Source organism: Nitrospira moscoviensis (assembly GCF_001273775.1).
Classification (GTDB): Bacteria; Nitrospirota; Nitrospiria; order Nitrospirales; family Nitrospiraceae; genus Nitrospira_D; species Nitrospira_D moscoviensis.
In genome coordinates, this window is record NZ_CP011801.1 from 1,893,052 (window position 1) to 1,915,737 (window position 22,686).

Genomic DNA, 22,686 nt, shown 5'->3' on the forward strand with positions numbered 1-22,686 from the left:
GAGGCGAAGAGGATGCGATGAACAGCGTGGTGGAAGCCTATTCGCAAGTCGCCGAGCGGTACGATGACGAACGCAATCACATCTCATGCTGGGGCCGATCCGCCGATCACGCGTTTGCGTCCATTCGTCCGGTCGACCATGATCGTCTGGTCGCCGACGTCGGCTGCGGCACCGGACGGCATCTCGCCCGGCTTGCCGCGCAGTATGGACGTCGGATCCAATTTGTCGGGGTCGAGCCGGCCGAGAACATGCGGACAATGGCCGTCGAGAGGACGAACCCGTATCCCAGTGTCGAGATTCGCGACGGCGCCTTCGAACAGCTGCCGATGACTTCGGCCTCGGTCGACTATCTCTACAGCCTCTATGCCTTCCATTGGACGACCGACCTGGAGGCCTCCGTCCGAGAGCTGGCGCGGGTGCTCAGCCCGACGGGACGCCTGGACCTCTTCTTTACCGGCCGGCACAACGGCAAAGAATTCCTCCGCGTGACGACGCCGATCTTCCTGAAATACATGGGCGCGACGGCTCTCCTCCAATCGACCCTGTTGCGGAAGCAATTGACCAAGGAGGCGGCCGGCGCCCTGTTTTCCTCCGTGTTTCCGCCCGAGCGTGTCGTGGTCACCGACTCCTATGAGACCTACTACGATTCGCTCGACGGCCATTGGAGCTGGTGGATCCGCGCTGAGGGACATTTTGCCCAGATGGACCCCGAGCGTAGAAAGCGTTGCGACCTCGACATCAAGCGGGCGCTCGCCGGCCTGATGACGGAGAAGGGGATCCCGTATACGATCCATTGCGTTCACGTCCAGATAGAAGCCGGACCTGGATAGCAGGAATCCCGCCACGCGTCTTAATGTGTCGTGAGCCGACTTAATCCCAAGCGCATCGACGAGCCGGCGGCCAAGCCCGACGGCTTCCGCGTGTTGGTCGTCCGGCTCTGGCCCCGCGGCATCTCGAAGGCCAAGGCGAAGATCGACCTGTGGCTCCCGGAGTACCTGCAGAGTATCCGCGAGGCTCGCCGGGAGTATAAGGCGGGCCGTGTAAAGTCTCACGCCGACGTATTCGGCCGATGAAGTACCGGCTGATCTATACCCACCGTGCCATCAAAAACCGTTCAGGAAGCCCACTTAAACGCAAGCTTCTTCTGATTGAGTGCACAGTCTCGTAGATACAGATTGATGAGGTGCTGGTAGGGCATGCCGAGTTCCTCGGCGAGTCCCTTGAAGTAGGAGATGGTTGAATTGTCCAGCCGAATGGTAATGGGCTTCTTGATCAGACTCCGATACGGGTTTCGCACATCCTTCATCTTTGAGAAATCATACTGTGCTCTCATACATCACCTTCTCGTATGATCGAGTAGGCCATTGGGAGCCTAGAGGCCGAGGTCTTTCAGAATCGCATCGAGTGACTTCGCTCCTTTCTTCTTCGTTTCTGCCAGAGCCGCCCGCGCGTCGGCGAGATCGATCCGATCTTCCAATTCTTCCATGATCGCGCCGGTGCTCACGTCATCCGGTAGCTTCTTAATGAGTTCCAGTGCTTCAGGCTTGGCCTTCGCCATGCGTTCCTCCTCCATCAAATGCTGGTGTTTAGGCTATGCCTGGAAGGCTGAAGAAGCAAGTCAGCCGCGATAGGGGACCGGAAGGTGTGGCAGCTGGGGCAAGGGCGGAATGGTTCCTGCACCTTGTCTTGGCCCTCATACCGCTTTTCTTAGGCCGCAGAGCGGCTGACTTTCACGTCGACCTTCAGGCCGGCGTGGGTCAGCATGGTGATGAGGGTATCGACACTGAACAGATCGATCTTCCCTCGCATGAGGTCGCTGATCCGAGGCTGAGTAACGCCCAGACGCTCGGCGGCTCTTTTCTGCGTCAGGCCCTTCTCTCGAATGTGTTTTTCCAATTCGACCATCAGCATAGCCCGCAGTTTGAGGTTTTCTGCTTCCCCCGCTTTGAAGCCTAAGTCACGAAAGATGTTGTTGCTCGATACTCGCTTCTTCATGTGCGCCTCCGCTGACTCAGTAACAACTGAAGCCGCTGGCGTGCGACATCCAGCGCTGTTTGTGGAGTCTTGCGTGTCTTTTTCTCGAAAGCATGCAGGACATACACAGCCTCAGCCAATTTTGCCAAAAAGATAACCCGATACTCGTGGTCACAGTGAATCCGTAATTCCTGAACACCGCTGCCCACACTCGGCAGGGGCTTCCAGTCCGATGGCTCCAGTCCTGACTGGACCTTAAAGAGCTGATAGCCAGTATCTCGCTGGGCCTCATCCGTCCAGTTGCGGACCTCATCCAAAGATGGGCCTAGCCACACGAGACGTTTCACGGAATGCAGTGTATATAAAATATTGTATAGCCGTCAACTGGCATACCGCTGGTTTGATTAGTCCATCAGTATGAGGGAGCCATCAAAGCGGGAGAGGATCAGAAAGAAAAGATAGGCTGCTCGCCGTAGGACACGCTCCTTCGGCGAGCTCATGGCAAGCAGGCAGGGGGAATGGGGGTTGGAGGGCGTCTTCTGGAGCTCTGCCAGAAGGCGAGGGCGGCCTGCGAAGCCGTTAGGAAAGTAGCCTGTCCCCCTTTTCTTCTCCCACGCTATCTACTTTTTCTTTTTCGACTTCCCAGTAGTTAGTCATGGTCAGCTAGCTTCGAAGTGCGGGAAACAGTTTCCAACCCCCAATTGCCATGGCCAATCCGATGGCCAGATTGAATAAAGAGTTTGCCGGTCCGTGGAATTCGCCATAGTAGAGTCCCATGAATCCCATCAATGTCATGAACGCGCCGAAGAGCATCATGGCGATGGAGGCGAAACCTCTGATCGCATAAGCAAGCCCCTTCATGTACTGAATAGTAACGCCTGGCGGTTGAGAAGGGGAGACAATAAGATTTTGGAATCGATCAAGTTATGGTAGGAGAGGTTGCTTTCTCTGTGGCGATGTTCTTTCTGAGAGGTGCGAGCAGCCACGGCATGCCGGCGAAGAGTAAAAGGCTTAGGTAGTAGGCCGTGCCTGAAATGGGATCACGGTGAAAGAGCGCGTCGCTTGGTGACATGCCGCGAAGGGCGATGCCAACCAGCAAATCCGCGGCGAGTACCAGCCCCATTGCGATCAGCCCAACGATCAGTCTCTTCCGTGCGTCCGCCTCAGCCAGCGGGTGCCGGTTCATCCAGCGAGCCGCGAAGACGATGACCGTCAGCATGAGCGGCATTTCCAGCAGTTCGGCAGTTCGCTCGCCTACGAGCGGAAGAATCAGCAGCACACGGACAGTCCCCAACACGAACCCTGCCCCAAAGACGAGCAGAAAATAAACGACCGCCGGTTTGAACACGTTCATGGGACCGCTAGCGTAGCGGAGAAGGTGAATTTGCTACAATCCCGGCACCGGAGGGTGGGGATGCCGTACGGGACGCTGCCGGTTGTTGTGGGGATCGATCTTGCCGGGTCGCCGCGCCGGCCTACCGGTCTGTGTCTGCTCGACGGGACGCGGGCGGTTACGTCTGTGGCGTTCGGCGATGAGGAGATTCTCGCGCTGGTCAAGCTGGCGCGGCCGGCGATTGTCCCCATCGATGCGCCGTTGAGCTTGCCATCCGGGCGGCGCTCCATCCATGCCCGCACGGGCGAGCATCTGCGGGAGTGCGATCGGGAATTGTTGCGCCGCAAGATTCGCTTTTTCCCCATCACGCTCGGGCCCATGCGCATGTTGACCGCGCGCGGCCTTGCACTGAAACGGCGGCTGGTGAAGATGGACTATCGTCCGGTCGAGTGTTACCCCGGCGCGGCGCAAGACGTCTGGGGCTTGCCCCGTCAACACCGTGATCTGTTCGGGCTGCTGGCCGGGCTGAGACGGCTGGGGCTGCGGGGATTGAAGAAGACGGCGACGAGCGATGAGCTGGATGCGGCCACGGCGGCCCTGGTGGGCCGCTGGTTCCTGGATGGACGGGGAACGATGTTGGGAGGGGAGGAGGGGATTCTCGTCCCGGTCATTGCGGGGTGCGGTCGTGTTGTTTGAGGTGCTGAAGAGTAGACGGCGCTAGGATCTCCCATGCGAATCGACATCCATCAGGCGCAGGCGGACGATGCGCCGGTCATCACCAAGATGGTCGGCGAGCTGCTGGGCGAGATCATGACGGCCATCGGTGAACCGGTCTTCGGCTTTGATCCCGTCGCAACGGAACGACGGGCAAGGACCTGGATGGCGGATGGTTCATCGTTGGTATGGCTGGCCCGCGATTCGGAGTCTCGGCAGATCGTCGGGTTCATGGCTTTTTACGAGGGGTATGCGCTCTATGCGGAAGGGGCGTTCGGGACGATGTCAGAATTGTTTGTGCGCCGTGCCTTTCGATCACAGGGAGTCGGGGCGGCATTGATACACGAAGCGAAACGAGTCGCGAAGGCGCGGCGATGGACCAGGATCGAAGTGACGACCCCGCCGCTGCCCCAGTTCGATCGGACGTATGAGTTCTACACACGCCATGGGTTCACCGTCTCCGGAGGCCGTAAGATGAAAGTCACGGTGACATGAAGCCGGTCGTGCAACTCGATCGAACCGGCTGTGGAATCGCGAGCGCCGCCGCCATCGCCGGGATTTCCTACGGCCGCGCAAAGGCAGCCGCGGCTGCGCTGGGAATTTCCATCGACGACGACAGGCTCTGGTCGGACACCGCGTATGTGCGACAGCTGCTGGGGCAATTGGGACGACGTGTCGACTCTGTACCGAGGCCGTTTCGTTCATGGGACACGCTGCCGGGCTGCGCGCTGCTCGCGATCAAATGGCATCGCCAGGGGACGCGGGCCGCTTGGCACTGGGTCGTCTATGTGCGAGAAGACGGACGGCGATACGTGTTGGACAGCAAGCGGGCGTTGAAGAGCCATGTGCGGCGGGACTTCGGCCGCATGAGGCCCAAGTGGTATCTCGCCGTCATGCCGAGAGGTAGCCGCTGAAGATCGCGATCATCGGGGGAGGACCGGCCGGGTTGATGGCGGCGGAAGCGGCCGTCGAAGGCGGCGCGCAGGTGGACCTCTACGATGCGATGGCGTCGGTCGGGCGAAAATTCCTCTTGGCCGGGAAAGGCGGCTTAAATCTCACGCATTCGGAACCGCTCGAACCGTTTCTCGCGCGCTATGGCGATCGCCGCCCGCAGCTCGCGCCGTTCCTCGCGGGATTCGCTCCGGAGGCGCTGCGGCAGTGGGCCCGCGGCTTGGGCGCGGAGACGTTCGTCGGCACGTCCGGGCGCGTGTTTCCTGCCGACATGAAATCGGCGCCGCTCCTGCGCGCGTGGCTCCGCCGCTTGCGCCGGACCGGTCTGCGCCTGCATGTCCGCCATCGGTGGACCGGCTGGCATGATGAAGGGCTGCTCCGCTTCGAGACGCCGGACGGCCCGCAGAGCATCGATGCCGATGCGGTCATTCTGGCGTTGGGCGGCGCGAGTTGGCCGCGGTTGGGGTCCGACGCCGCATGGGTGCCGATCCTCGCCGGCCGCGGCGTGCCGATCGCGCCGTTGCTTCCTGCGAACTGCGGATTCGACGTACGGTGGACGGACCACTTCCGCATGAAATTCGCCGGCCAGCCGGTCAAGAGCGTCGGCGTGATCGTGAAGACGGTGAGCGGGGAGGTGCTGCGGCGGCGGGGGGAATTCGTCGTGACCGAGCACGGTCTCGAAGGCGGGGTGATCTATGCCGTATCGGCTCATCTCAGAGACGCCGTGATGTCCACGGGCTGCGCGACAATATGGCTGGATCTCTCACCCGATCGGGATGTCACCCGACTCATCGCGGATCTCTCGCAGCCGCGCGGGAAGCGGACACTGGCCACGCATCTCGAACGCCGGGCCGGGATCGCGGGCGTGAAGGCGGGCCTGCTGCGCGAAGCCGTGCCGAAAGAAGCCTTCCTGCATCCGGAGCAGCTGGCCGCCGCGATCAAATCCTTGCCGATCAGCGTCGTCTCTCCACGGCCGGTGGACGAGGCGATCAGCACGGCGGGAGGAATTTCGTTCGCAGCGCTCGACGATCGGTTGATGATTCGCGCGCTGCCCGGCGTCTTTTGCGCCGGCGAGATGTTGGATTGGGAAGCGCCGACGGGCGGCTATCTGCTCACGGCCTGTTTCGCGACCGGCCGCGCGGCCGGTGCCGGGGCCGTGGCGTGGCTGAAGGAGCAGGCGAAAGGGCGGGCGGTGCGTCGATGACGGAGAGCCCCGTGCTCATCGTGCCGGGTATCGGCGACTCCGGACCGCGCCATTGGCAAACGCTCTGGCAAGCCCGGCACCCTGGATGGCAACGGGTCGAACAGCGGGACTGGGATCGGCCCCGGTGCGACGCCTGGGTGCAGGCGCTGGACGCCGCCGTCGCCGCCTGCGCTGGTCCGCCGCTGCTCATCGCACACAGCCTCGGCTGCCTCACCGTCGTCCATTGGGCCGGGCGAGCGCCGCGGCGCGTCCGCGCCATGTTTTTAGCGGCCGTCCCCGATCCGCGCAGTCCCCATTTTCCGGCCGGGGCGGAAGGCTTCGAGCCGCTGCCGCTCGATCGCCTGCCGTGCGCGAGCCTCGTCGTCGCGAGCCGCAACGATCCCTTCGGATCGAGCGGACACGCGCGCCGATGCGCGAAGGCGTGGGGCAGCGAGTTCATCGACATCGGCGAGGCCGGGCACATCAACGTGGCCAGCGGCCATGGCGCATGGCCGGAGGGTTGGGCGCTGCTGAGCCGCCTGACGCAACGAGCCGCCCCGGCGCCTTCTTGACTGTCTTCCCCGCGCGGGCGGCACGATCGGAGGGTCCATGGAAAATCTGCATCAGCTCGAGATCATCATCCTGCTGCTGGCGGCGGTCTTCGCCCTCACGACGATGTCGCAACGCCTCGGCGTCGCCTATCCGATCCTGCTGGTCGTCGGCGGCCTGGCGCTGGGCCTCGTGCCCGGCTTGCCCACGGTCATGTTGCATCCCGACCTGGTCTTCTTGGTGTTTCTCCCGCCGATCCTGTGGGCCGCCGCCTACTTCACGTCGCTGCGCGAATTTCGGCAGAACCTCCGTCCGATCTCGTTGCTCGCAGTCGGCTTGGTGCTGGCGACCACCGCCGGAGTGGCCGCCGTGGCGCATGCGGTGTTGCCCGGCATGGGGTGGGCCGAAGCGATCGCGCTGGGCGCCATCGTGTCGCCGCCCGACGCGGTGTCCGCGACGGCCATCGGCAGACGTCTCGGCATTCCCCGCCGGGTCGTGACGATCCTCGAAGGCGAGAGCCTTGTGAACGATGCGACGGCGCTCGTCCTCTATCGGGCCGCGGTCGGCGCGGCGGTGACCGGCGCCTTCAGCTGGAGCGGCGCGTTGCTCGAGTTCGTGTTTGCGGCGCTCGTCGGCGTCGCGATCGGCCTCGGCGTGGCGCTGATCACGCGCTGGACGCTGTGCGCGACCGAGGACAGCTTTACGCAGATCGGGATCACGCTCCTGGCCCCCTACATTGCCTGGGTGGCCGGCGAGCTGGTCCATGCGTCGGCGGTGCTGGCCTGCGTGGCGGGCGGCCTGCACCTGCGGCGGCATTTCAGCAGCGCCGTGTCGCCGGCGACCCGCATACAAGCGCGGGCCGTGTGGGACGTGGTGGTGTTCCTGCTCAACGGCGTGATTTTCATTCTGATCGGGCTCCAGCTCGGCTCCCTGCGCCAGCAGATTCCCGCCGGGCAATTTCAGCCGCTGCTCGCCGCCGGGGCGTTGATCAGCGCCACCGCGATCGGCGTGCGGCTGCTGTGGGTGCCGCTGGCGGCCGTCTTGCCCCGGTGGCTCAGCGCGTCGGTGCGCCGGCGCGATCCGCTGCCTCCCTGGTCGCATATCTTTCTGACCTCATGGACCGGGATGCGCGGCATCGTGACCTTGGCGGGGGCGATGGCCTTGCCGGTGATGACGGCCGCCGGCGCGCCGTTTCCCTTCCGAGCGGAAATCGTGCTGATCAGCTTTGGCGTGATTCTGATCACGCTGGTCGGACAAGGGCTGTCTCTGCCGCCGTTGATCCGCCTGCTGCCTCATCTGGAAGACGACCGCGCGCCCGAAGAAGAGGAACGGCTCGCCCGCGAACAGGCGGCGACCGCGGCGCTCAGCCGTCTGGATGCGCTGGCGGGAGAAGACTGGCTGCGCGCCGACCAGGCCGATCGCTTACGCGCCTATTACGGCCGACGCGTCGAGCGCTTCGCCGGGAACGGCACGGTGGACGAGGACTGTTCGACGGAAGCCGGCCTGGCGTTCCGGCGGCTCCGGCATGAAACGCTGTCAGCCGAACGGAGGGCGGTGATCGCCCTGCGCAACGACGGCAGGATCAGCGACGAGGTGCTGCATCGCCTCGAGCACGAGCTGGACGTCGAGGCTCTGCGGGCGGGGATCGGCGAACGGCGGAGTGAGCGGCCGGCGCCGTCCGGATAAGAGACTGCCCGATCACGCCCGTCATCCGAAGATCCACTCCCAGATCGTCGTGACCCAACCCTTGATCATGCCGGTCCACGACTCCTCGGTCTCGGCCGGCTCCGCTTTGGTCGGGCGCGGCGCGATCGGCTTCACCGGAGGAGAGGAACCGGCTTGGGCTTGTTGCGGCGGCGCGGCGGGGGCCGCCGGCGACGCGACGATGGGCGCGGGGATCGGTGCAGGGGAGGGTGACGGAGAGGGGGGTGGAGCGAGCTGGGACGAAGAAGTCGAAGGCATGGACCGAGCCGGGAGCGGGGCCAAGCGGAACTCGTCCAGTTCCCGTTTATACTGTGCCACCGAGCCTTGCAACGATGCGCCTTCCTGTTTCGCGTCGGCCAGCTCACGCCCGAGCGCACGGTTCTGGTTCACCAGATAGGCCAGCTGCGTCTGCAGCGCCGCCAGCTTGTCATCCGCCCGCTGCCGGTAGAGGGCCGCGGCGTCCATCTCGCGCTGGATCGCCGCGCGGGTCTCGGTGGTCACCGCATCGGCCGTCCGGTTCAGGGCCTGGAGCGACGCAATCTGTTGCTCCATCTCACGCAGCTCGGCTCGTTCGCTCTCAAGGATCTGCCTGGTCTCATCCGCCTCCGCTCTCGTGTTGTCGTACGTCTGTTGGCTGACGCAGGCGGTGGCGCACATCGCGCTGGCGCAGGCGAAGACGGCAAGGCTCTTCATGGGGATCTGACCTCGTGCTGGACCGGCGTGACTCCGTGGTGCCCGAAGCATCGGCCGGCCGGGTGAGTAGCTGTACGTAGTGTCTCAAAAGCGAAGCGTTCTGACAACTGATGCGCTGAATTTCGTCGCGGCTGGACGGTCTCTGAGCGGCGATCCCTTGGTTTTCGTGCGGGCCTCACGTAGGATACCGCTTGCCTATGAGACCTACCTCTGCGCGCGACAGGACGATGCGCCTCACGCCGGACTGCGAGCCGGCCTTGCTCGAGCGGTTTCTGAAGGCCGAAGCCATGGCGCTCTGGGCGGTGCGGTCGGCGCAACTGCAAGCCGTGCCGGCCAACGTGCAGGTCTTTTTGCGACAGCACGAGGAAGACGAGCGGGACCATCTCCGGCAATTCGAAACCCTCCTCGGCCACCGGTCGCATGAACGCGAACGTCTGCCGGCCGTGCCCCGCCAATGGCCGGCGCTCGCGGTCCAACTCTACGGGTATGAAGCGCTCGGCCTGGAGTTCGCCCACCTGTTGGCGACCGTGCGACCCGACCTGGCATCGATTCTCGCGGACGAAGAAACGCACGTGGATTTTTTCGAGCGCGAAGTCCGGAAGCTTCTCACCGGCGGCGGAGGTCCCGCCGAGCAGGCGAGGCTCTCCGCCCGCGCCTGGTGGCGGAAACTGCCGGGGACGGTCGACCGGTATCTCGACGGCGACTCGCTGCGTCCCTTCAAAGACCGGCTTGCCGCGGACATGCTCGCCGCGATCGGCCGTCGATTCGCCGGAGCAGGACTGCTTGAGGCTGACCAGCGAAGAATAGCGGCAGGTCTTTCCCCTCCTTCGTAAGAAGGGGTGAGGGGAGGCCGAAGCGGAGGAATGGTTCTCGCGAGATTGTCCTAGCCTAGAGCGGCGAGCCCTTCGACCGCTCCGATCGCGCGGTACTTGCGGTCTCGTTCGGCGAGGAGGCGGTCGGGCGGCAAGTCCATCAGAGAGAAGAGATGATTCGTGAGCGCCTTGGCGACCCGGTCGGACACGGCCTTCGGATCCCGGTGCGCGCCGCCGAGGGGCTCCGGGATGATCTCGTCGATCACGCCCAATTCAAGGAGATCCTTCGCCGTCATTTTTAAGGACGAGGCGGCGTCCGGCACTTTGGCGGGATCGTCCCAGAGAATGGCGGCGCAGCCTTCCGGAGAGATCACCGAATAGACGGCATGCTCCAGCATGAGCACGCGGTCGGAAACGCCGAGCGCCAGCGCGCCGCCGCTGCCGCCTTCGCCGATCACCACGGAAATGATCGGAACCGTCAGACGGGACATGACCAACAGATTGCGCGCGATCGCCTCGGCCTGCCCGCGCTCCTCGGCACCGATGCCGGGATAGGCGCCCGGCGTATCGATGAAGGTGACGATCGGCCGATTGAACTTTTCCGCCATCTTCATCAGGCGCAGCGCCTTCCGATAGCCCTCCGGATTCGGCATGCCGAAGTTCCGCTGCATCCGTTCTTTCAACGTCTTGCCCTTCTGATGCCCGATGATCATGACGGTGCGGTCGTTGAACCGGGCGAATCCCCCGACGATGGCGCGGTCGTCGGCGAAGGCCCGGTCGCCGTGAAATTCGAGGAAGCCGCGGGTGAGCTCATGGATGTAATCGAGCGTGCTCGGGCGCTGCGGATGGCGGGCGAGCTGCGTGCGCTGCCAGGGTGTCAGACTTTGATAGAGCTCGTGCTCGGTCTGCGCGAGCTTCGTACGAAGCTTGCGGATGTCGTCTTGCGCGGAGGATTTGCCGGACCCGGCGGCCGAGAGCTTCTCGATTTTTTCTTCGATCTCGCGAATCGGCTTTTCAAATTCCAAATAGTCGCGCATAGACCTCGTGTGGTGAAGGGTGGCGCCGTGAGGGCCGGATGAGCCGCATCAAATACCCGGCTAAGATAGCAAAGATAGGGAGCCTTTGCCTAGCACTTCTTCAACATCCGCCACGAAATGCTCGCTGGCGCTGACGGCCAGGTGAGGCAGCGGCGCCGTGTCGGCCTCCAGCGCGCCGTCGGTCCGGAACGTCATGGAAATGGTGCTGGTGCCCGGGTGGCGCTTGAAGATGTCGAGCAGCTTGGGCAACTGCTCCCGGACCTCCGGACGATCGGTCAAGCAGATCCGGACGCGCTTGATCGACTGGGTCTGCACGTCGGCCAGCGGTTCGATCTTGGCGCCCCGCAGCTTCGTCCCCTTGTCGCCGCGATCGATGGTGCCGGTGATACGCACGAGGCGCTCCGGCGCGATCAGGTCGCCGGCGGATTTGAAGAGGTCCGGAAAGGCGATCACTTCGACCGTGCCTTGCAGGTCCTCCACGGTCAGATAGGCCATCCGGTCGCCTTTCTTGGTCAGCATCGATTTCACGGTGGCGATGATGCCGCAGATCTTCACCTCTTTGCCGTCGGACAGCTCGGCGAGGCCCGCCGTCGTCGCCGTCGAGAGGGCCTGGATCGTCGCCTCGTAGCGCGCCAGCGGATGGGCGGTGATGTAGAAGCCCGTCAGCTCGCGCTCGTACTTCAGCCGTTGGGCCTGGTCCCACTCGGGGATGGCCGGCAGCGGCGGCGTCGCGGCGTGCGCCGGGGTCTCATGCCCGGCCATCGCATCACCGAAAATGCTCGTTTGGCCGCAATCGCGCTCGTGCTGGGCGGCCGCGCCGGCCTCCACGGCCTGATCGAGCACGGCCATGAGCTGCGCCCGCTTCGCGCCGGTCGAGTCGAACGCGCCGGCTTTGATCAGGCCTTCCAGCATGCGCTTGTTCACTTTGTGCAGGTCCACCCGCCGGCAGAAGTCGAAGAACGAGGTGAACGGCCCGCTCTCGCTGCGCACGGCCAACACGGATTCCACCGCGCCTTCGCCGACGTTCTTGATGGCGGCCAGGCCGAAGCGGATCGCGCCGTCGGCGACGGCGAAGTTCTTCTGGCTGGCATTGACGTCGGGCCCGAGCACTTTGATGCCGAGGTCGCGGCACTCGGTGAAGTAGCCGACGATCTTGTCGGTGTTGCCCATGTCGCTCGTCATGAGCGCCGCCATGAACTCGGTGGGGTAGTGGGCCTTGAGATAGGCCGTGTGGTAGCAGACCACCGCGTAGGCCGCGGCGTGGGACTTGTTGAACCCGTAGCCGGCGAATTTTTGGATCAGCTCGTAGAGCTTCTCGGCCTTCTTCTCGGGAATCTTGTTCTGCTTCGCGCCGTCCAAGAACTTCACGCGGAGCTTTTCCATCTCCTCCGGCTTTTTCTTGCCCATCGCGCGGCGGAGAATGTCGGCTTGGCCGAGCGAAAAGCCCGCCACCTTGTTGGCGATCGCCATCACCTGTTCCTGATAGACGATCACGCCGTAGGTGTCCTTCAGGATCGGCTCCAGCTCGGGCGTCTCGTAGGTGATCGGCACCTTGCCCTGCTTCCGCTTGATGAAGTCGGGGATCAGGTCCATCGGACCGGGGCGATAGAGCGCGATGATGGCGATGATGTCCTCGAACCGGTCTGGTTTCAGGCCGGTGAGCAGATCCCGCATGCCGGAGCTTTCGAGCTGGAACAGCCCGGTCGTCTTGCCGGACGACAAGAGCTGAAACGTCTTCGCGTCGTCGAATGGAATTTCCTCGATGATCAACGGGGGGCGGTCGGGGTCGCCGGCGTTGATGAGGTCGACGGCCCGCTTGATCATCGTAAGCGTTTTCAAACCCAAAAAGTCGAACTTCACGAGGCCGATCTTCTCGACGTCGCCCATCGTGTATTGCGTGACGATTTCGTCGTTGGCCCCCTTGTAGAGCGGCACGTGATCGGTCAGCGGCCCTTCCGAGATCACGACGCCGGCCGCATGGGTGGAGGCGTGCCGGGCCAGGCCTTCGAGCGACTGCGCCACCTTCATCAGCTCGGCGATCTTGGTGTCGGTTTCGACCAGCTCGCGGAGCTTCGGCTCCTGCTCGAGCGCCTGCTGGAGCGTGATGTTCAACTGATTGGGGACCAGCTTGGCGACCTTGTCGCACTCGGCATAGGGGATTTCGAGCACGCGGCCCACGTCGCGGATGGCGGCCTTCGCGCCGAGCGTCCCGAACGTGATGATCTGCGCCACGTGGTCGGAGCCGTATTTCTCGACGACGTAATTGATGACTTCGCCGCGGCGGTCCATGCAGAAGTCCATGTCGATATCCGGCAGCGACACGCGCTCGGGATTCAGAAAGCGCTCGAAGAGCAGGGTGTAGACGAGCGGATCGAGGTCGGTGATGCGGAGCGCGTAGGCGACGAGGCTTCCGGCGGCGGAGCCGCGGCCCGGTCCCACCGGAATGCCGCGCAAGCGGGCGAAGCGGATGATGTCCCACACGATGAGGAAGTAGCCCGCGAATCCCATCGAGCAGATCACCATCAGCTCTTCCCGCAGCCGCTGCTCGTACACGGCGGACGGCACCTTGCTCGGCCGCTCCTTCAGCCGTTCCTTCAAGCCGGCGATCGCGAGATGTTCGACGTACGACTCGCGGGTATAGCCCTCCGGTACTTTGTATTGGGGAAGATGGGTCTTGTTGAGCGTCAGCTCCAGCTCGCAGTGATCCGCGATGCGGCAGGTGTTGCTCACGGCGCCGGGGAATTCGGCGAACGCCGGCGCGATTTCTTCCGTCGATTTCACGTAGAGCTGATCCGTATCGAACTTCATCCGGTTGGGATCGCTCAGGGTCTTGCCGGTCTGCAGGCACAACATCAATTCGTGGGGCCGGCTATCTTCCTTGTTCAGATAATGGCAGTCGTTCGTGCCGGCGAGCGGGATGCCGAGTTTCTTATGGATCTCCATCAACCCCGCGTTCGCCACCCGCTGGTGGTCCAGCCCGTTGGCCTGGACTTCGAGATAGAAATGATCTTTTCCGAAGATCTCCTGAAACTCCCCCGCCACGGCCATCGCGCCGGCCATGTCTTTTTGGCCGATGAGATACGGAATCTCGCCGCTCAGGCAGCCGGAGAGGGCGATCAACCCGTCGTGGTGCTCCTTGAGAATCTCCTTGTCCATCCGAGGCTTATAGTAGAAGCCTTCAAGGTAGGCTTTACTGACGAGCTTGATGAGGTTTTGATACCCGGTCAGATTCCGGGCGAGCAGGATCAGATGGTAGTAATCGTTGTGCGCGAGCCCGCTGTCCTTCTTCGCCAGGCGGCTGCCGAGCGCCATGTAGGCTTCGCACCCGATGATCGGTTTGACGCCCGCCTCTTTCGCCTTCCGGTAGAACTCCACCGCCCCGAACATGTTGCCATGGTCCGTCATGGCCACCGCCGGCTGCCCGTAGGCTTTCACTTGTTGGACGAGCGGCTCGATCTGATTCGCGCCGTCCAACAGGCTGAACTGCGTGTGGAGATGCAGATGGACGAAGGATGACGCCACGGGCAGGTGGTCCTCTAAGTCCTGAAAGGTGACACGGAAGGTCGGCGGGATTTTAGTGGCGAGGGGAGGGGAAGTCAAATCGGCATTCCAGGAACACTCCTCGCTTGATCGCGGGCTCTCTGCGCCGCCGTATGAGCCATGATGCTGATGACACAAGGCACACGCTCCGCTATCATGGCGCTGCGAGGATCAACATGAAGAAATTGAATCAGGAAGAAAAAGAAGTGGGTCCGGTCCACACCGACCGCTGACGGCCGAGTGGCCAGAGCCAGCTTCGCAACAACTATAGGAACTTCTATAGGAACTTCAAGTTCCCCAGAGGGCCACACAAAATCCTGCCCGAGGTAAGCCAAGGATGAGTGACAAGGCGCTAACTGCCTACCGCGAAGCTCGTGAAGACCAGCTTGTCCGCAACGAGGCTCGCCACATCCGGTCCAAAATTAACGACGCCCGTGGCAGCCGGCACGACGCCGGAGTCCGTTGGCCGTTCGAACTCTTGCAGAACGCACTTGATGCCGGGCCACGACCAGGTTGTGATCGAGTGTCAGTACGGCTGCGTCAGAGCGGCGAAACATTCGTCTTCCAGCACGATGGCGCGTTTTTCACGCTGAAGGACCTAGCGGCGCTCCTCTCGGGGGGCTCCAGCAAGGAGTTTGAGTCCGAGCACACTACCGGACGCTTCGGCACCGGCTTTCTGGTGACCCATGTGCTCGCTCCTCGGACAACGGTCTCTGGGATCCTCACAACAGGCGAGGGTCTCGAAGACTTCTTGCTCACGCTCGATCGCGCTGGTGATGAGGAGTCGATCGTGGCCAACATGGCTATCTGCGATGCAGCGATTCGATCCGCCAGCCCGTTACCAGCCGCCGATGGGGTTCCATCCGCCAGCTTCACGTACACTACCGACGACGCCTCTGCTCTCCATCTCGGCATGACCTCGTTTCGCGCAACTGTCCCGTACCTGTTCGCGACCTGCGAACGGCTGAGCAGCGTGATCTTCGAAACCGAAGGCGGCCTCCCGGAAACTTGGGAGGCAGAACCGCTGACCTCGAGGATCGTGAATGACGCGCTGGTGCAGGAACGCCTTCTTTTCTTTCGGCACGATGATCGGGTAGCCGAATACCGTGCCGTTCGAGTGGCCGCAGCCTTATCTCCGAGCCAGGCTGCAATCGCAGTTCTCCTTCGTGTCGAGGGCCGCTGGCAACTACAGGTACCTGGCCACGACTTCCCACGCGTGTTCTGTCGGTACCCGATCCGCTCTTCGACGTTTTTGCCCATCAACGCGGTTCTGAATGCGCTGTTCGACCTCGATCAGGAGCGCCGCCGCATTCTCTTGGACAACGAGAAGGTGAGGCGGGTTTTTCACTCAGCGGTAAGCGCAGTCGTGCCGCTCGTCTGTCTCGCCTACGAAGAAGGCTGGGAGGACCGACACTGGCTCGCTCGTGCAGCACCTTCCCCATCATCGTTCGCCGACAAGGAGGACGAGCAGGAGACGAACTGGCTGACGAGCGAGATGGCTTTCCTCGGAAGTGAGCTGGCTCGGCTACCGCTCGTGCTGACAAGGAACGGCCTCGGCGTGTCGGTCAAGGGGGCGGACAGCGGATGGTACGCGGACTTCGTCGATCCGCACACCGACGCCACGACCATGAGCCGGTTGTGGCCCCTCGTTAATGACGCCGAGGAACTATACCCACCTGTTGCTGCGCTCGCTGACTCGTGGGCGACCATCGCTTCTGGATGGCAAGCGCTTGGCGTCCCTGTGAACCAGGTCGGGCTCGTAGCCCTCGCGAAAAATGTGCGTGCTGACGCCGAGCAGGTGGACGACCTACGCGTCCGCTGTGACAAGCGGACATGGCTGGCGGGTTTCCTGGACGTTGTTGGTGAGTGCTGGGCTGGGCGTGGCGTTAACGCCGATCTCGTGGAGCGGATGATTCCCAACCAGAACGGTACGCTCGTTCGACTAAAGGACCTTAAGCGCGACGACGGTATACCCGACTCCTTAAAGGAGATTGCCGAAGCCCTGGGGTGTGGAGTCCGATCGCGGCTGGTCGATCTAGCGATCCTCGACATAGCGCTTGAGCAGTCACTCGAGCATGTCGAGAGCGTGTTGAAGTCCGCCGTGCCTATTGCGATGACGGAAGACAACGTTCTCGACGAGTGTGTCCGCCAGCTTGAGAAGCGGTTCCCCAAGACCGACCGACTCTCCGACTCAAACCGCGCGCTCATCCTCGCTAGCATCCGGCTTCTCGACTACCTCGCACAGAAGGGAGATACGGCCATCTCATTGGCTGCTCGCGTGCCGCTGCTGGCTCGTGACGGGACGTTTGCTCGTACATCGGCTCAGCGAAAGATGATCTCCCCCGCGGAAACTTGGGACGAGCGGGCCCGGGCATTCGTGGCCGCATATCCGTCCGACCGGGTGCTCGCAGCAGAGTACGTCGGGACAAACGTCGTCACAGCGCTCGTTGCTTGGGGCATCGCGTTTCGCGAGCCGTTCATCAAAATGGCTCCGGCCGACCCCATCAAGGACGATCGGCTCCGGTGCCTAGCGACCGATGGTCAGGACACAGACGGCATCCATGTACATGGTGAGGAATTCTCGCAGATCGCACTCCTTCACGAGCTGATCCCTCGCTGCCAGGACCGAGAAGAAGCTGCCTCGCTGTTGGGGCTTGCCCTATGCTACATGACTTCGGCTGACACCTCTTGGCGGGAGACGCGCATCGTAACAGGCCGACGCTCAGGTGCCGACGTTCCTATCACGGTCAGAGGAGCTCTTTGGCTGGCGGACCTTCGGGCAAGAGCGTGGGTTCCCGTGCGTAGCGACGAGGGCAAGACAAGCCAGGTGATGCCGACGCCTGAGTCATTGAGATCTCTCCTCGACCCTAGGTGGCTTCGTGGCAACGCTGCCGCCCTCGAATTGCTGGGTCGCTTTTTCGGATTCGACGCCCTCGATCTGCAACTTCTTGCTGCCCCTGATGACGAGAGTCGGCAAGAGCTTCGCGACCGCCTAGCACGAATCGTGGAACTCGCCGGTGCCAATCCAGAGATGCTGGCCGAAGTGGAGGCAGAGTTCGAAGTGAAGAAGAAGCGGGCGCAGGATGTCGTGCGCTGCCAAAAGCTCGGCCTCGAGGTTCAGGCCGCGATCAAGCTTGCCCTTGAGGCGCAGAACTTGACCGTGAAGATCGTCGACGTCGGCTACGACTTTGATGTCTCGTGTGCAGATCTCGATGATGCGGCAAGCAGGCTCGAGGTCGGCTCGTATTTCATCGAGGTGAAGGCCACAACTCAGGGCGACGCGAAACTGACACCCAAGCAGGCCGAGATCGCCTCGCAACGGGCCGAACGATACGTCTTGTGCGTCGTCGATCTCAGAGGAATTCCCGAAGAACGACTCGATATGCCGTGGTCGATCAACGATGTGCTTTCGATTGCACGTCTCGTTCCCCAAGTCGGCGTGCTAGTGCAGGGGACGTGGGAGCTTGTGGCGGAAGCACGAACCAACGCTGTGGCTCTGCGCAATGAGAATGCCCTCCGATATGCCGTACGTCCTGATGTTTGGGGGAAGGGTTGTTCGATCCGCGAGTGGGTGGCGTCGACATTCGAGGTGGGGACTGCGTGACCACTATCCAAGTGCCGCATAAGACCAGCATGCAGCGGAACGACGGCGACTGCCTGCGTTGTTGAGGAGCGCGATTGAACTTCAAGACAAAGACTTCGAAGCACAACCTGGGAATGGGAAGAACCAATTTCTCTGATATTCAAATAACAGTGAAGTAAGAATAGATAGTTAGAACGGGGGCATCTTGGCTCAAGTTATGGCTGCCACTCTGTCAGACATCGCGAATCACCTGCAAGACGACCTGGTCCAATTCCAGGAGGAAGTGCGCGTCGTGAATGCAACGATCGTTCGGCCAAGCTGGCAAGTTAGTTCTCATCACTTTCCTGTCACCTTGTGGGGGTATGTGATGGCCGGGTTTGCACGACTTGATCTCTATTCGCAGCTCTGGGACGGAAATGTGACGAAGAAACAGACCGCTCGGATGCGCGCATTCCTCAGAAGATTCCTCCCGCGAGACCCAACGGCCGACGCCGTTGCCATTCAGCTGTGGCGTCACACGTTGATGCATACCTCTAGACCGCGTCGATTGCGCGACCGGGTAACCGGCCGGGAATACTCATACCTTCTCCATTGGGGGATTCCTGAATTACCGGCCCATCAGCACTACCAAATCGTCGATGGCAACAAACTCGACTTCGGGCTCGAACACTTCCTCAATGACCTCCAAAATCTGTTGAGTGCATACCTGTTTGCCCTCAGAGAGTCTCCTGATCTCCAAGCCAAAGCCACAGCAACATGGCAAACTATCGTCACTCAAGAATTCGGAGCGTGAAGGCGGGGCCGTCATTGACAGGGCGCCGGATCCGTCGTTTTGAGACGCGTTCACGAGCAACGGCGAGGGAGGAGAAGGGGGTAAGAAAAGGTGTCGGGAGCTGTTAAGAACCATTTCTAGAGCTGATGGCGCAAGGCAGGACGAGCCAAATCTGGCATGATGGAGAATGCAGCGAGTTCGAAAGGTCTCGGGCCGGCTCTTAATAAGCCGCGGAAAATGGTACCTGGCGCCTTTTTCCGGCCTCTTTTTCCGGCCTGGTTCGAAGGAAGTGCCGACTGGAACCTGTTACTCTATTCTAAGGGCGGCCGGGCTCAAGCATCGAGAGGAGTAATATGCTCAACCTCAAGTACTCGCTCGTCATCGAAGCGACGGACGACCCTACCTTCTTTGGGTTTTTCTCCACAGATCTTGAGGGCTTCAGCGGGATCGGCCACTCCATGAAGGTTGCCTGTACCAGGCACGCTGGGGGATGGAAGAGCACCTGGCTCTTCTGAGGGAAAAGGGGCTACCCCATTCCGCCCCTAAGTCCCAATCCCAGCGTCGTCATTCAAAACGAAAAGCGAGCCGGCCAAGCGGTCTGACGGCCTTCCCGCCTACCGGCTCGCTGTCACCGCCAAGCGGAATCCTAGCGCGTGCAGGAGCGCATCGAGGCTTCTGAACTCGGGATTGCCTCACTCGGAGAGTACTTGGGCTAAGAGATGGTGTGAGCCATGACCGGAGCGACTGGAGTGTTTAGTAGTTATCTGCCTCGCCTTGAACTTGCCCCATCCATTTGCTATTCTCCGACACCTTCCGACCGGCGAACCACCATTAGATGGGCGAGATAAAGGAGTGTGCCATGGCCAGCATCAAGCGGGCGTTGATCAGCGTTTCGGATAAAACGGGAGTCGTGGAAATCGCGAAGGGCCTGGAAGCCCTGGGCGCGGAAATTTTGTCCACCGGCGGCACGGCCAAAGCGTTGCGCGAGGCCGGCGTGAAGGTCACGGATGTCGCCGCCTATACGGGCTCGCCGGAGATTCTCGACGGCCGCGTGAAGACGCTACACCCGAAAATCCATGGCGGGTTGTTGGGCCGCCGCTCGGTCCCGGCGCATGTGGAGCAGATGCAGCAGCACAATATCGGCCCCATCGACGTGGTCGTGGTGAATCTCTATCCCTTCGAAGCGACGATCGCCAAACCCAACTGCCATTTCGACGACGCGATCGAGAACATCGACATCGGCGGCCCGTCCATGCTTCGCTCGGCCGCGAAGAATCACGAAGACGTGCTGGTGCTGGTCGATCCGGCCGACTATGGCCGTGTGCTCGACGCCCTGAAGGGTAACACCGTGACCCGTTCGCTGCGCCGGGAACTCGCCATGAAGGTCTTCCAGCATACGGCGCGCTACGACAGCGTGATCGCCGGCTATCTGGAAAAGCAGGTCCAGGGCGGCGAGGTGAAGTTCCCGAAGGTGCTGTCTCTACAGTTCGAACTGGCGGAGATACTCCGGTACGGGGAGAATCCCCACCAGCAAGGCGCCTTCTACCGTGAGCTGAATTCCAACGAGCCGTCGGTGTCGCGGGGGAAGATCCTCCATGGCAAAGCCATGTCGTACAACAACTTCCTCGACGCCAACAGCGCGCTCGAATTGGCCAAGGAGTACGACGAGTGCGCCGTAGCGATCATCAAGCACAACAATCCCTGCGGTGTGGCGCTCGGCGGGACGCCGGTCGAAGCCTATGTGAAGGCACGCGAGACGGATCCGGTCTCGGCGTTCGGCGGCGTGATCGCGTTCAACCGGCCCGTGGATCTGGCGGCGGCGAAGGAAATCACCTCGACGTTCGTCGAAGTGGTCATTGCGCCTGGGTTCGCTGACGATGCCCTGGCCGAGTTGAAACGGAAGAAAGATTTGCGGCTGCTCGACGTGGGGCCGCTCACGAAGGTGAAACAGGAAGGGTATGATCTCAAGAAGCTCGTCGGCGGCCTGATCGTGCAGGATCGCGATCTCGGGACGCTCACCGATTTGCGGGCGCTGCAAGTCCCGACCGTCCGCAAGCCGACCGATGAGGAATACGCCGCCTGCGCGTTCGCCTGGAAGGTCTGCAAACACGTGAAGTCCAACGCGATCATCTATGCCAAGCCGGGTCAGACCGTCGGCATCGGCGCCGGGCAGATGAGCCGGGTGGATTCGGTGAAGCTCGCGGCGATGAAAGCCCAGATGCCAATCAAGGGCTGCGTGATGGCGTCGGACGCCTTCTTCCCCTTCCGCGACGGCCTCGACGCTGCGGCGCAGGTGGGCATCACCGCGGTGATCCAGCCGGGCGGCTCGATCCGCGACGCCGAGGTGATCAAAGCGGCCGACGAGCATGGGCTGGCGATGGTTCTTACCGGGATGCGCCACTTCCGGCACTAATCGGCTTCTGAAAATGATCCCCTGCGGCGTTCTCGGCTCGCCAAAATCCTCAACGTACCCCAGAGGGTACGCCTGCGGTTTTGACTCGCCTGCGGCCTTGCAGGATGATCATTTTGAGAAGCCGTGTCTGCAATGAGTTTGCCTTCAATGAAGATTCTGGTCGTTGGCGGCGGAGGGCGGGAGCACACGATCGTGTGGAAGCTTGCGCAGAGCCCGCGCAAGCCGCAGTTGTTCTGCGCGCCGGGGAATGCGGGGATCGCCGCGCTTGCGACCTGTGTGCCGATCACAGCCGACGACATCGCGGGACTGAAGGCCTTTGTCGTGCAGGAGGGCATCGATCTCACCGTGGTCGGCCCCGAGGCGCCGCTGGCGCTCGGCATCGCCGACGAATTCCGCAAAGCCAAGCTCAAAATTTTCGGCCCGACGAAGAATGCGGCGCGGCTCGAAGCGAGCAAAATTTTCTCCAAGGCCGTGATGGCACAGGCGAAGATCCGCACGGCACGCGCCCAGAGTTTCGAGAAGGCGGCGGAGGCGTTGGCGTATGTGGAGCGGCATGAGCTGCCGGTCGTCATCAAGGCGGACGGCTTGGCGCAGGGCAAAGGCGTCATCATCGCGACCACGCGGGACGCGGCGCGCCAGGCGATCGTCGATGCGATGGAAAAGGCGGTGTTCGGCCAGGCCGGGAAACAGGTGTTGATCGAAGAGTTTCTCGACGGCGAAGAGCTGACGATCATGGCCTTCACCGACGGCCGGACCGTCGTGCCGATGCTCCCGGCGCAGGACCATAAGCGGGTGGGGGACGGCGATACGGGGTTGAACACGGGCGGGATGGGCGCCTACTGTCCTGCGCCGCTCGGGACGCCGGCCTTGCGCGAGCAGGTCACGCGCGACGTTCTGCAACCGATCGTCGATACGATGGTGCGGCTCGGCTCGCCCTTTCAAGGCGTCCTCTATGCGGGGCTGATGGTCGTGAAGGGCCTCCCCTATGTTTTGGAGTTCAACGCGCGCCTGGGCGATCCCGAAACCCAGGTGGTGCTGCCGCTGCTCAAGACGGATCTGCTCGACGTCCTCGAAGCGGTCGTCGAACATCGGCTCGATCAACTATCCGTCGCCTGGCACGCGGACACCGCGGTGTGTGTCGTCATGACGTCCGGTGGGTATCCGGGGGCCTATGCGCAGGGCCTTCCGATCCACGGCTTGCCGTCAGCCGGGTCCGCTTCGACGATGGTCTTTCATGCGGGTACAGCGCGTACCGGACAGGAGATTGTCACCGCCGGCGGGCGTGTTTTGGGCGTGCTCGGCCGGGGGGCGACGCTCGCGGACGCACGGCGCGAAGCCTATCGCGTGGTCCAGTCCATTTCGTTCGCGGGCGGTCATTACCGCACGGACATCGGGGCCCGCGCCCTGGGTTCTGCACGCTAGCCGCGC

At 62.4% G+C, this 22,686-nt stretch carries 23 protein-coding genes; 14 read left to right on the forward strand and 9 right to left on the reverse strand.

Annotation, left to right across the window (positions count from 1 at the left end; all coding sequences use genetic code 11):
• Positions 1-17: 17 nt before the first annotated feature.
• Entirely contained in the window at positions 18-830 is an 813-nt protein-coding gene (locus tag NITMOv2_RS09335) for a class I SAM-dependent methyltransferase (RefSeq protein WP_053379610.1), read from the forward strand.
• Positions 831-860: 30 nt separating this feature from the next.
• The gene (locus NITMOv2_RS09340; RefSeq protein WP_053379611.1) at positions 861-1,073 is read left to right on the forward strand and encodes a DUF488 family protein, N3 subclade; all 213 of its coding nucleotides are present in this window, start codon (positions 861-863) and stop codon (positions 1,071-1,073) included.
• Between the two features lie 41 nt (positions 1,074-1,114).
• Here the strand turns inward: NITMOv2_RS09340 and NITMOv2_RS09345 are convergent, their stop codons facing one another.
• The 6 genes from NITMOv2_RS09345 to NITMOv2_RS09370 form a co-directional block, all read right to left on the reverse strand.
• On the reverse strand, positions 1,115-1,333 hold the full coding sequence (locus NITMOv2_RS09345; RefSeq protein WP_053379612.1) for a CopG family antitoxin: 219 nt from the start codon (positions 1,331-1,333) through the stop codon (positions 1,115-1,117).
• Positions 1,334-1,372: 39 nt separating this feature from the next.
• The gene (locus NITMOv2_RS23860) at positions 1,373-1,558 is read right to left on the reverse strand and encodes a hypothetical protein (RefSeq protein WP_187299417.1); all 186 of its coding nucleotides are present in this window, start codon (positions 1,556-1,558) and stop codon (positions 1,373-1,375) included.
• Positions 1,559-1,707: 149 nt separating this feature from the next.
• On the reverse strand, positions 1,708-1,995 hold the full coding sequence (locus tag NITMOv2_RS09355; protein ID WP_053379613.1) for a helix-turn-helix domain-containing protein: 288 nt from the start codon (positions 1,993-1,995) through the stop codon (positions 1,708-1,710).
• Positions 1,992-2,321 carry a type II toxin-antitoxin system RelE/ParE family toxin gene (locus NITMOv2_RS25020; protein WP_053379614.1) on the reverse strand — a complete coding sequence of 110 codons (330 nt, stop codon included), beginning with the start codon at positions 2,319-2,321 and terminating at the stop codon, positions 1,992-1,994. Before NITMOv2_RS25020 ends, NITMOv2_RS09355 begins: the two co-directional genes overlap by 4 nt.
• 316 nt (positions 2,322-2,637) lie before the next feature.
• Entirely contained in the window at positions 2,638-2,835 is a 198-nt protein-coding gene (locus NITMOv2_RS09365) for a hypothetical protein (RefSeq protein WP_053379615.1), read from the reverse strand.
• Positions 2,836-2,893: 58 nt separating this feature from the next.
• A complete protein-coding gene (locus NITMOv2_RS09370; protein ID WP_053379616.1) occupies positions 2,894-3,328 on the reverse strand; it encodes a hypothetical protein in 435 nt (144 codons plus the stop codon).
• A gap of 60 nt (positions 3,329-3,388) precedes the next feature.
• Here NITMOv2_RS09370 and NITMOv2_RS09375 point away from each other — a divergent pair, with 60 nt between their 5' ends.
• Genes NITMOv2_RS09375 through NITMOv2_RS09400 form a run of 6 tightly spaced genes read left to right on the forward strand, consistent with a single transcriptional unit; the run spans position 3,389 to position 8,390 of the window.
• Positions 3,389-4,003, forward strand: a complete 615-nt coding sequence (locus NITMOv2_RS09375) for a DUF429 domain-containing protein (protein WP_053379617.1) — start codon at positions 3,389-3,391, stop codon at positions 4,001-4,003.
• 33 nt (positions 4,004-4,036) lie between these two features.
• Positions 4,037-4,516: a GNAT family N-acetyltransferase gene (locus tag NITMOv2_RS09380; protein ID WP_053379618.1), complete on the forward strand. Its 480-nt coding sequence runs from the start codon at positions 4,037-4,039 to the stop codon at positions 4,514-4,516.
• Positions 4,513-4,935, forward strand: a complete 423-nt coding sequence (locus tag NITMOv2_RS09385; RefSeq protein WP_053379619.1) for a hypothetical protein — start codon at positions 4,513-4,515, stop codon at positions 4,933-4,935. Before NITMOv2_RS09380 ends, NITMOv2_RS09385 begins: the two co-directional genes overlap by 4 nt.
• Complete coding sequence (locus NITMOv2_RS09390; protein WP_053379620.1) at positions 4,932-6,176, forward strand: TIGR03862 family flavoprotein; 1,245 nt, start codon at positions 4,932-4,934, stop codon at positions 6,174-6,176. Before NITMOv2_RS09385 ends, NITMOv2_RS09390 begins: the two co-directional genes overlap by 4 nt.
• Complete coding sequence (locus NITMOv2_RS09395; RefSeq protein ID WP_053379621.1) at positions 6,173-6,727, forward strand: RBBP9/YdeN family alpha/beta hydrolase; 555 nt, start codon at positions 6,173-6,175, stop codon at positions 6,725-6,727. The genes NITMOv2_RS09390 and NITMOv2_RS09395 overlap by 4 nt, the downstream gene beginning before the upstream one ends.
• Positions 6,728-6,764: 37 nt before the next feature.
• Positions 6,765-8,390 (forward strand): Na+/H+ antiporter, encoded by a 1,626-nt coding sequence (locus NITMOv2_RS09400; protein WP_053379622.1) that lies wholly within the window; start codon positions 6,765-6,767, stop codon positions 8,388-8,390.
• Between the two features lie 21 nt (positions 8,391-8,411).
• On the opposite strand, the gene NITMOv2_RS09405 is transcribed toward NITMOv2_RS09400, so the two are convergent.
• Positions 8,412-9,101 (reverse strand): hypothetical protein, encoded by a 690-nt coding sequence (locus tag NITMOv2_RS09405; RefSeq protein ID WP_053379623.1) that lies wholly within the window; start codon positions 9,099-9,101, stop codon positions 8,412-8,414.
• 197 nt (positions 9,102-9,298) lie between these two features.
• On the opposite strand from NITMOv2_RS09405, the gene NITMOv2_RS09410 reads away from it, so the two are divergent.
• Positions 9,299-9,934, forward strand: coding sequence for a ferritin-like domain-containing protein (locus NITMOv2_RS09410; protein ID WP_145976256.1), 636 nt, complete (start codon positions 9,299-9,301; stop codon positions 9,932-9,934).
• A 50-nt stretch (positions 9,935-9,984) separates the two neighbouring features.
• Here the strand turns inward: NITMOv2_RS09410 and NITMOv2_RS09415 are convergent, their stop codons facing one another.
• Together NITMOv2_RS09415 and dnaE are read right to left on the reverse strand one after the other, a co-directional pair.
• Positions 9,985-10,950 carry an acetyl-CoA carboxylase carboxyltransferase subunit alpha gene (locus NITMOv2_RS09415; protein WP_053379625.1) on the reverse strand — a complete coding sequence of 322 codons (966 nt, stop codon included), beginning with the start codon at positions 10,948-10,950 and terminating at the stop codon, positions 9,985-9,987.
• A gap of 60 nt (positions 10,951-11,010) precedes the next feature.
• Positions 11,011-14,472, reverse strand: coding sequence for a DNA polymerase III subunit alpha (gene dnaE, locus NITMOv2_RS09420; RefSeq protein WP_053379626.1), 3,462 nt, complete (start codon positions 14,470-14,472; stop codon positions 11,011-11,013).
• A gap of 355 nt (positions 14,473-14,827) precedes the next feature.
• Here dnaE and NITMOv2_RS09425 point away from each other — a divergent pair, with 355 nt between their 5' ends.
• From NITMOv2_RS09425 to purD, 5 genes are all read left to right on the forward strand, one after another.
• Positions 14,828-18,094: a sacsin N-terminal ATP-binding-like domain-containing protein gene (locus NITMOv2_RS09425; RefSeq protein ID WP_053379627.1), complete on the forward strand. Its 3,267-nt coding sequence runs from the start codon at positions 14,828-14,830 to the stop codon at positions 18,092-18,094.
• A gap of 196 nt (positions 18,095-18,290) precedes the next feature.
• The gene (locus NITMOv2_RS09430; protein WP_053379628.1) at positions 18,291-18,866 is read left to right on the forward strand and encodes a hypothetical protein; all 576 of its coding nucleotides are present in this window, start codon (positions 18,291-18,293) and stop codon (positions 18,864-18,866) included.
• 332 nt (positions 18,867-19,198) lie between these two features.
• Positions 19,199-19,360: a hypothetical protein gene (locus NITMOv2_RS09435; protein WP_202967344.1), complete on the forward strand. Its 162-nt coding sequence runs from the start codon at positions 19,199-19,201 to the stop codon at positions 19,358-19,360.
• Positions 19,361-19,704: 344 nt separating this feature from the next.
• A complete protein-coding gene (purH, locus tag NITMOv2_RS09440; RefSeq protein WP_053379629.1) occupies positions 19,705-21,258 on the forward strand; it encodes a bifunctional phosphoribosylaminoimidazolecarboxamide formyltransferase/IMP cyclohydrolase in 1,554 nt (517 codons plus the stop codon).
• Between the two features lie 147 nt (positions 21,259-21,405).
• On the forward strand, positions 21,406-22,680 hold the full coding sequence (gene purD / locus NITMOv2_RS09445; protein ID WP_053379630.1) for a phosphoribosylamine--glycine ligase: 1,275 nt from the start codon (positions 21,406-21,408) through the stop codon (positions 22,678-22,680).
• Positions 22,681-22,686: the final 6 nt, after the last annotated feature.

Bases quoted from the DNA above. Each gene is read 5' to 3' on its own strand.
- NITMOv2_RS09425 (WP_053379627.1), top strand. From the start codon at position 14,828: ATGAGTGACAAGGCGCTAACTGCCTACCGCGAAGCTCGTGAAGACCAG.
- NITMOv2_RS09430 (WP_053379628.1), top strand. From the start codon at position 18,291: ATGGCTGCCACTCTGTCAGACATCGCGAATCACCTGCAAGACGACCTG.
- NITMOv2_RS09345 (WP_053379612.1), bottom strand. From the start codon at position 1,333: ATGAGAGCACAGTATGATTTCTCAAAGATGAAGGATGTGCGAAACCCG.
- NITMOv2_RS09375 (WP_053379617.1), top strand. From the start codon at position 3,389: ATGCCGTACGGGACGCTGCCGGTTGTTGTGGGGATCGATCTTGCCGGG.
- NITMOv2_RS09365 (WP_053379615.1), bottom strand. From the start codon at position 2,835: ATGAAGGGGCTTGCTTATGCGATCAGAGGTTTCGCCTCCATCGCCATG.
- NITMOv2_RS09415 (WP_053379625.1), bottom strand. From the start codon at position 10,950: ATGCGCGACTATTTGGAATTTGAAAAGCCGATTCGCGAGATCGAAGAA.
- NITMOv2_RS09435 (WP_202967344.1), top strand. From the start codon at position 19,199: ATGCTCAACCTCAAGTACTCGCTCGTCATCGAAGCGACGGACGACCCT.
- NITMOv2_RS09335 (WP_053379610.1), top strand. From the start codon at position 18: ATGAACAGCGTGGTGGAAGCCTATTCGCAAGTCGCCGAGCGGTACGAT.
- NITMOv2_RS09370 (WP_053379616.1), bottom strand. From the start codon at position 3,328: ATGAACGTGTTCAAACCGGCGGTCGTTTATTTTCTGCTCGTCTTTGGG.
- NITMOv2_RS09405 (WP_053379623.1), bottom strand. From the start codon at position 9,101: ATGAAGAGCCTTGCCGTCTTCGCCTGCGCCAGCGCGATGTGCGCCACC.
- NITMOv2_RS23860 (WP_187299417.1), bottom strand. From the start codon at position 1,558: ATGGCGAAGGCCAAGCCTGAAGCACTGGAACTCATTAAGAAGCTACCG.
- NITMOv2_RS09380 (WP_053379618.1), top strand. From the start codon at position 4,037: ATGCGAATCGACATCCATCAGGCGCAGGCGGACGATGCGCCGGTCATC.
- NITMOv2_RS09400 (WP_053379622.1), top strand. From the start codon at position 6,765: ATGGAAAATCTGCATCAGCTCGAGATCATCATCCTGCTGCTGGCGGCG.
- NITMOv2_RS09355 (WP_053379613.1), bottom strand. From the start codon at position 1,995: ATGAAGAAGCGAGTATCGAGCAACAACATCTTTCGTGACTTAGGCTTC.
- purH (WP_053379629.1), top strand. From the start codon at position 19,705: ATGGCCAGCATCAAGCGGGCGTTGATCAGCGTTTCGGATAAAACGGGA.
- NITMOv2_RS09410 (WP_145976256.1), top strand. From the start codon at position 9,299: ATGAGACCTACCTCTGCGCGCGACAGGACGATGCGCCTCACGCCGGAC.
- purD (WP_053379630.1), top strand. From the start codon at position 21,406: ATGAAGATTCTGGTCGTTGGCGGCGGAGGGCGGGAGCACACGATCGTG.
- NITMOv2_RS09395 (WP_053379621.1), top strand. From the start codon at position 6,173: ATGACGGAGAGCCCCGTGCTCATCGTGCCGGGTATCGGCGACTCCGGA.
- NITMOv2_RS09385 (WP_053379619.1), top strand. From the start codon at position 4,513: ATGAAGCCGGTCGTGCAACTCGATCGAACCGGCTGTGGAATCGCGAGC.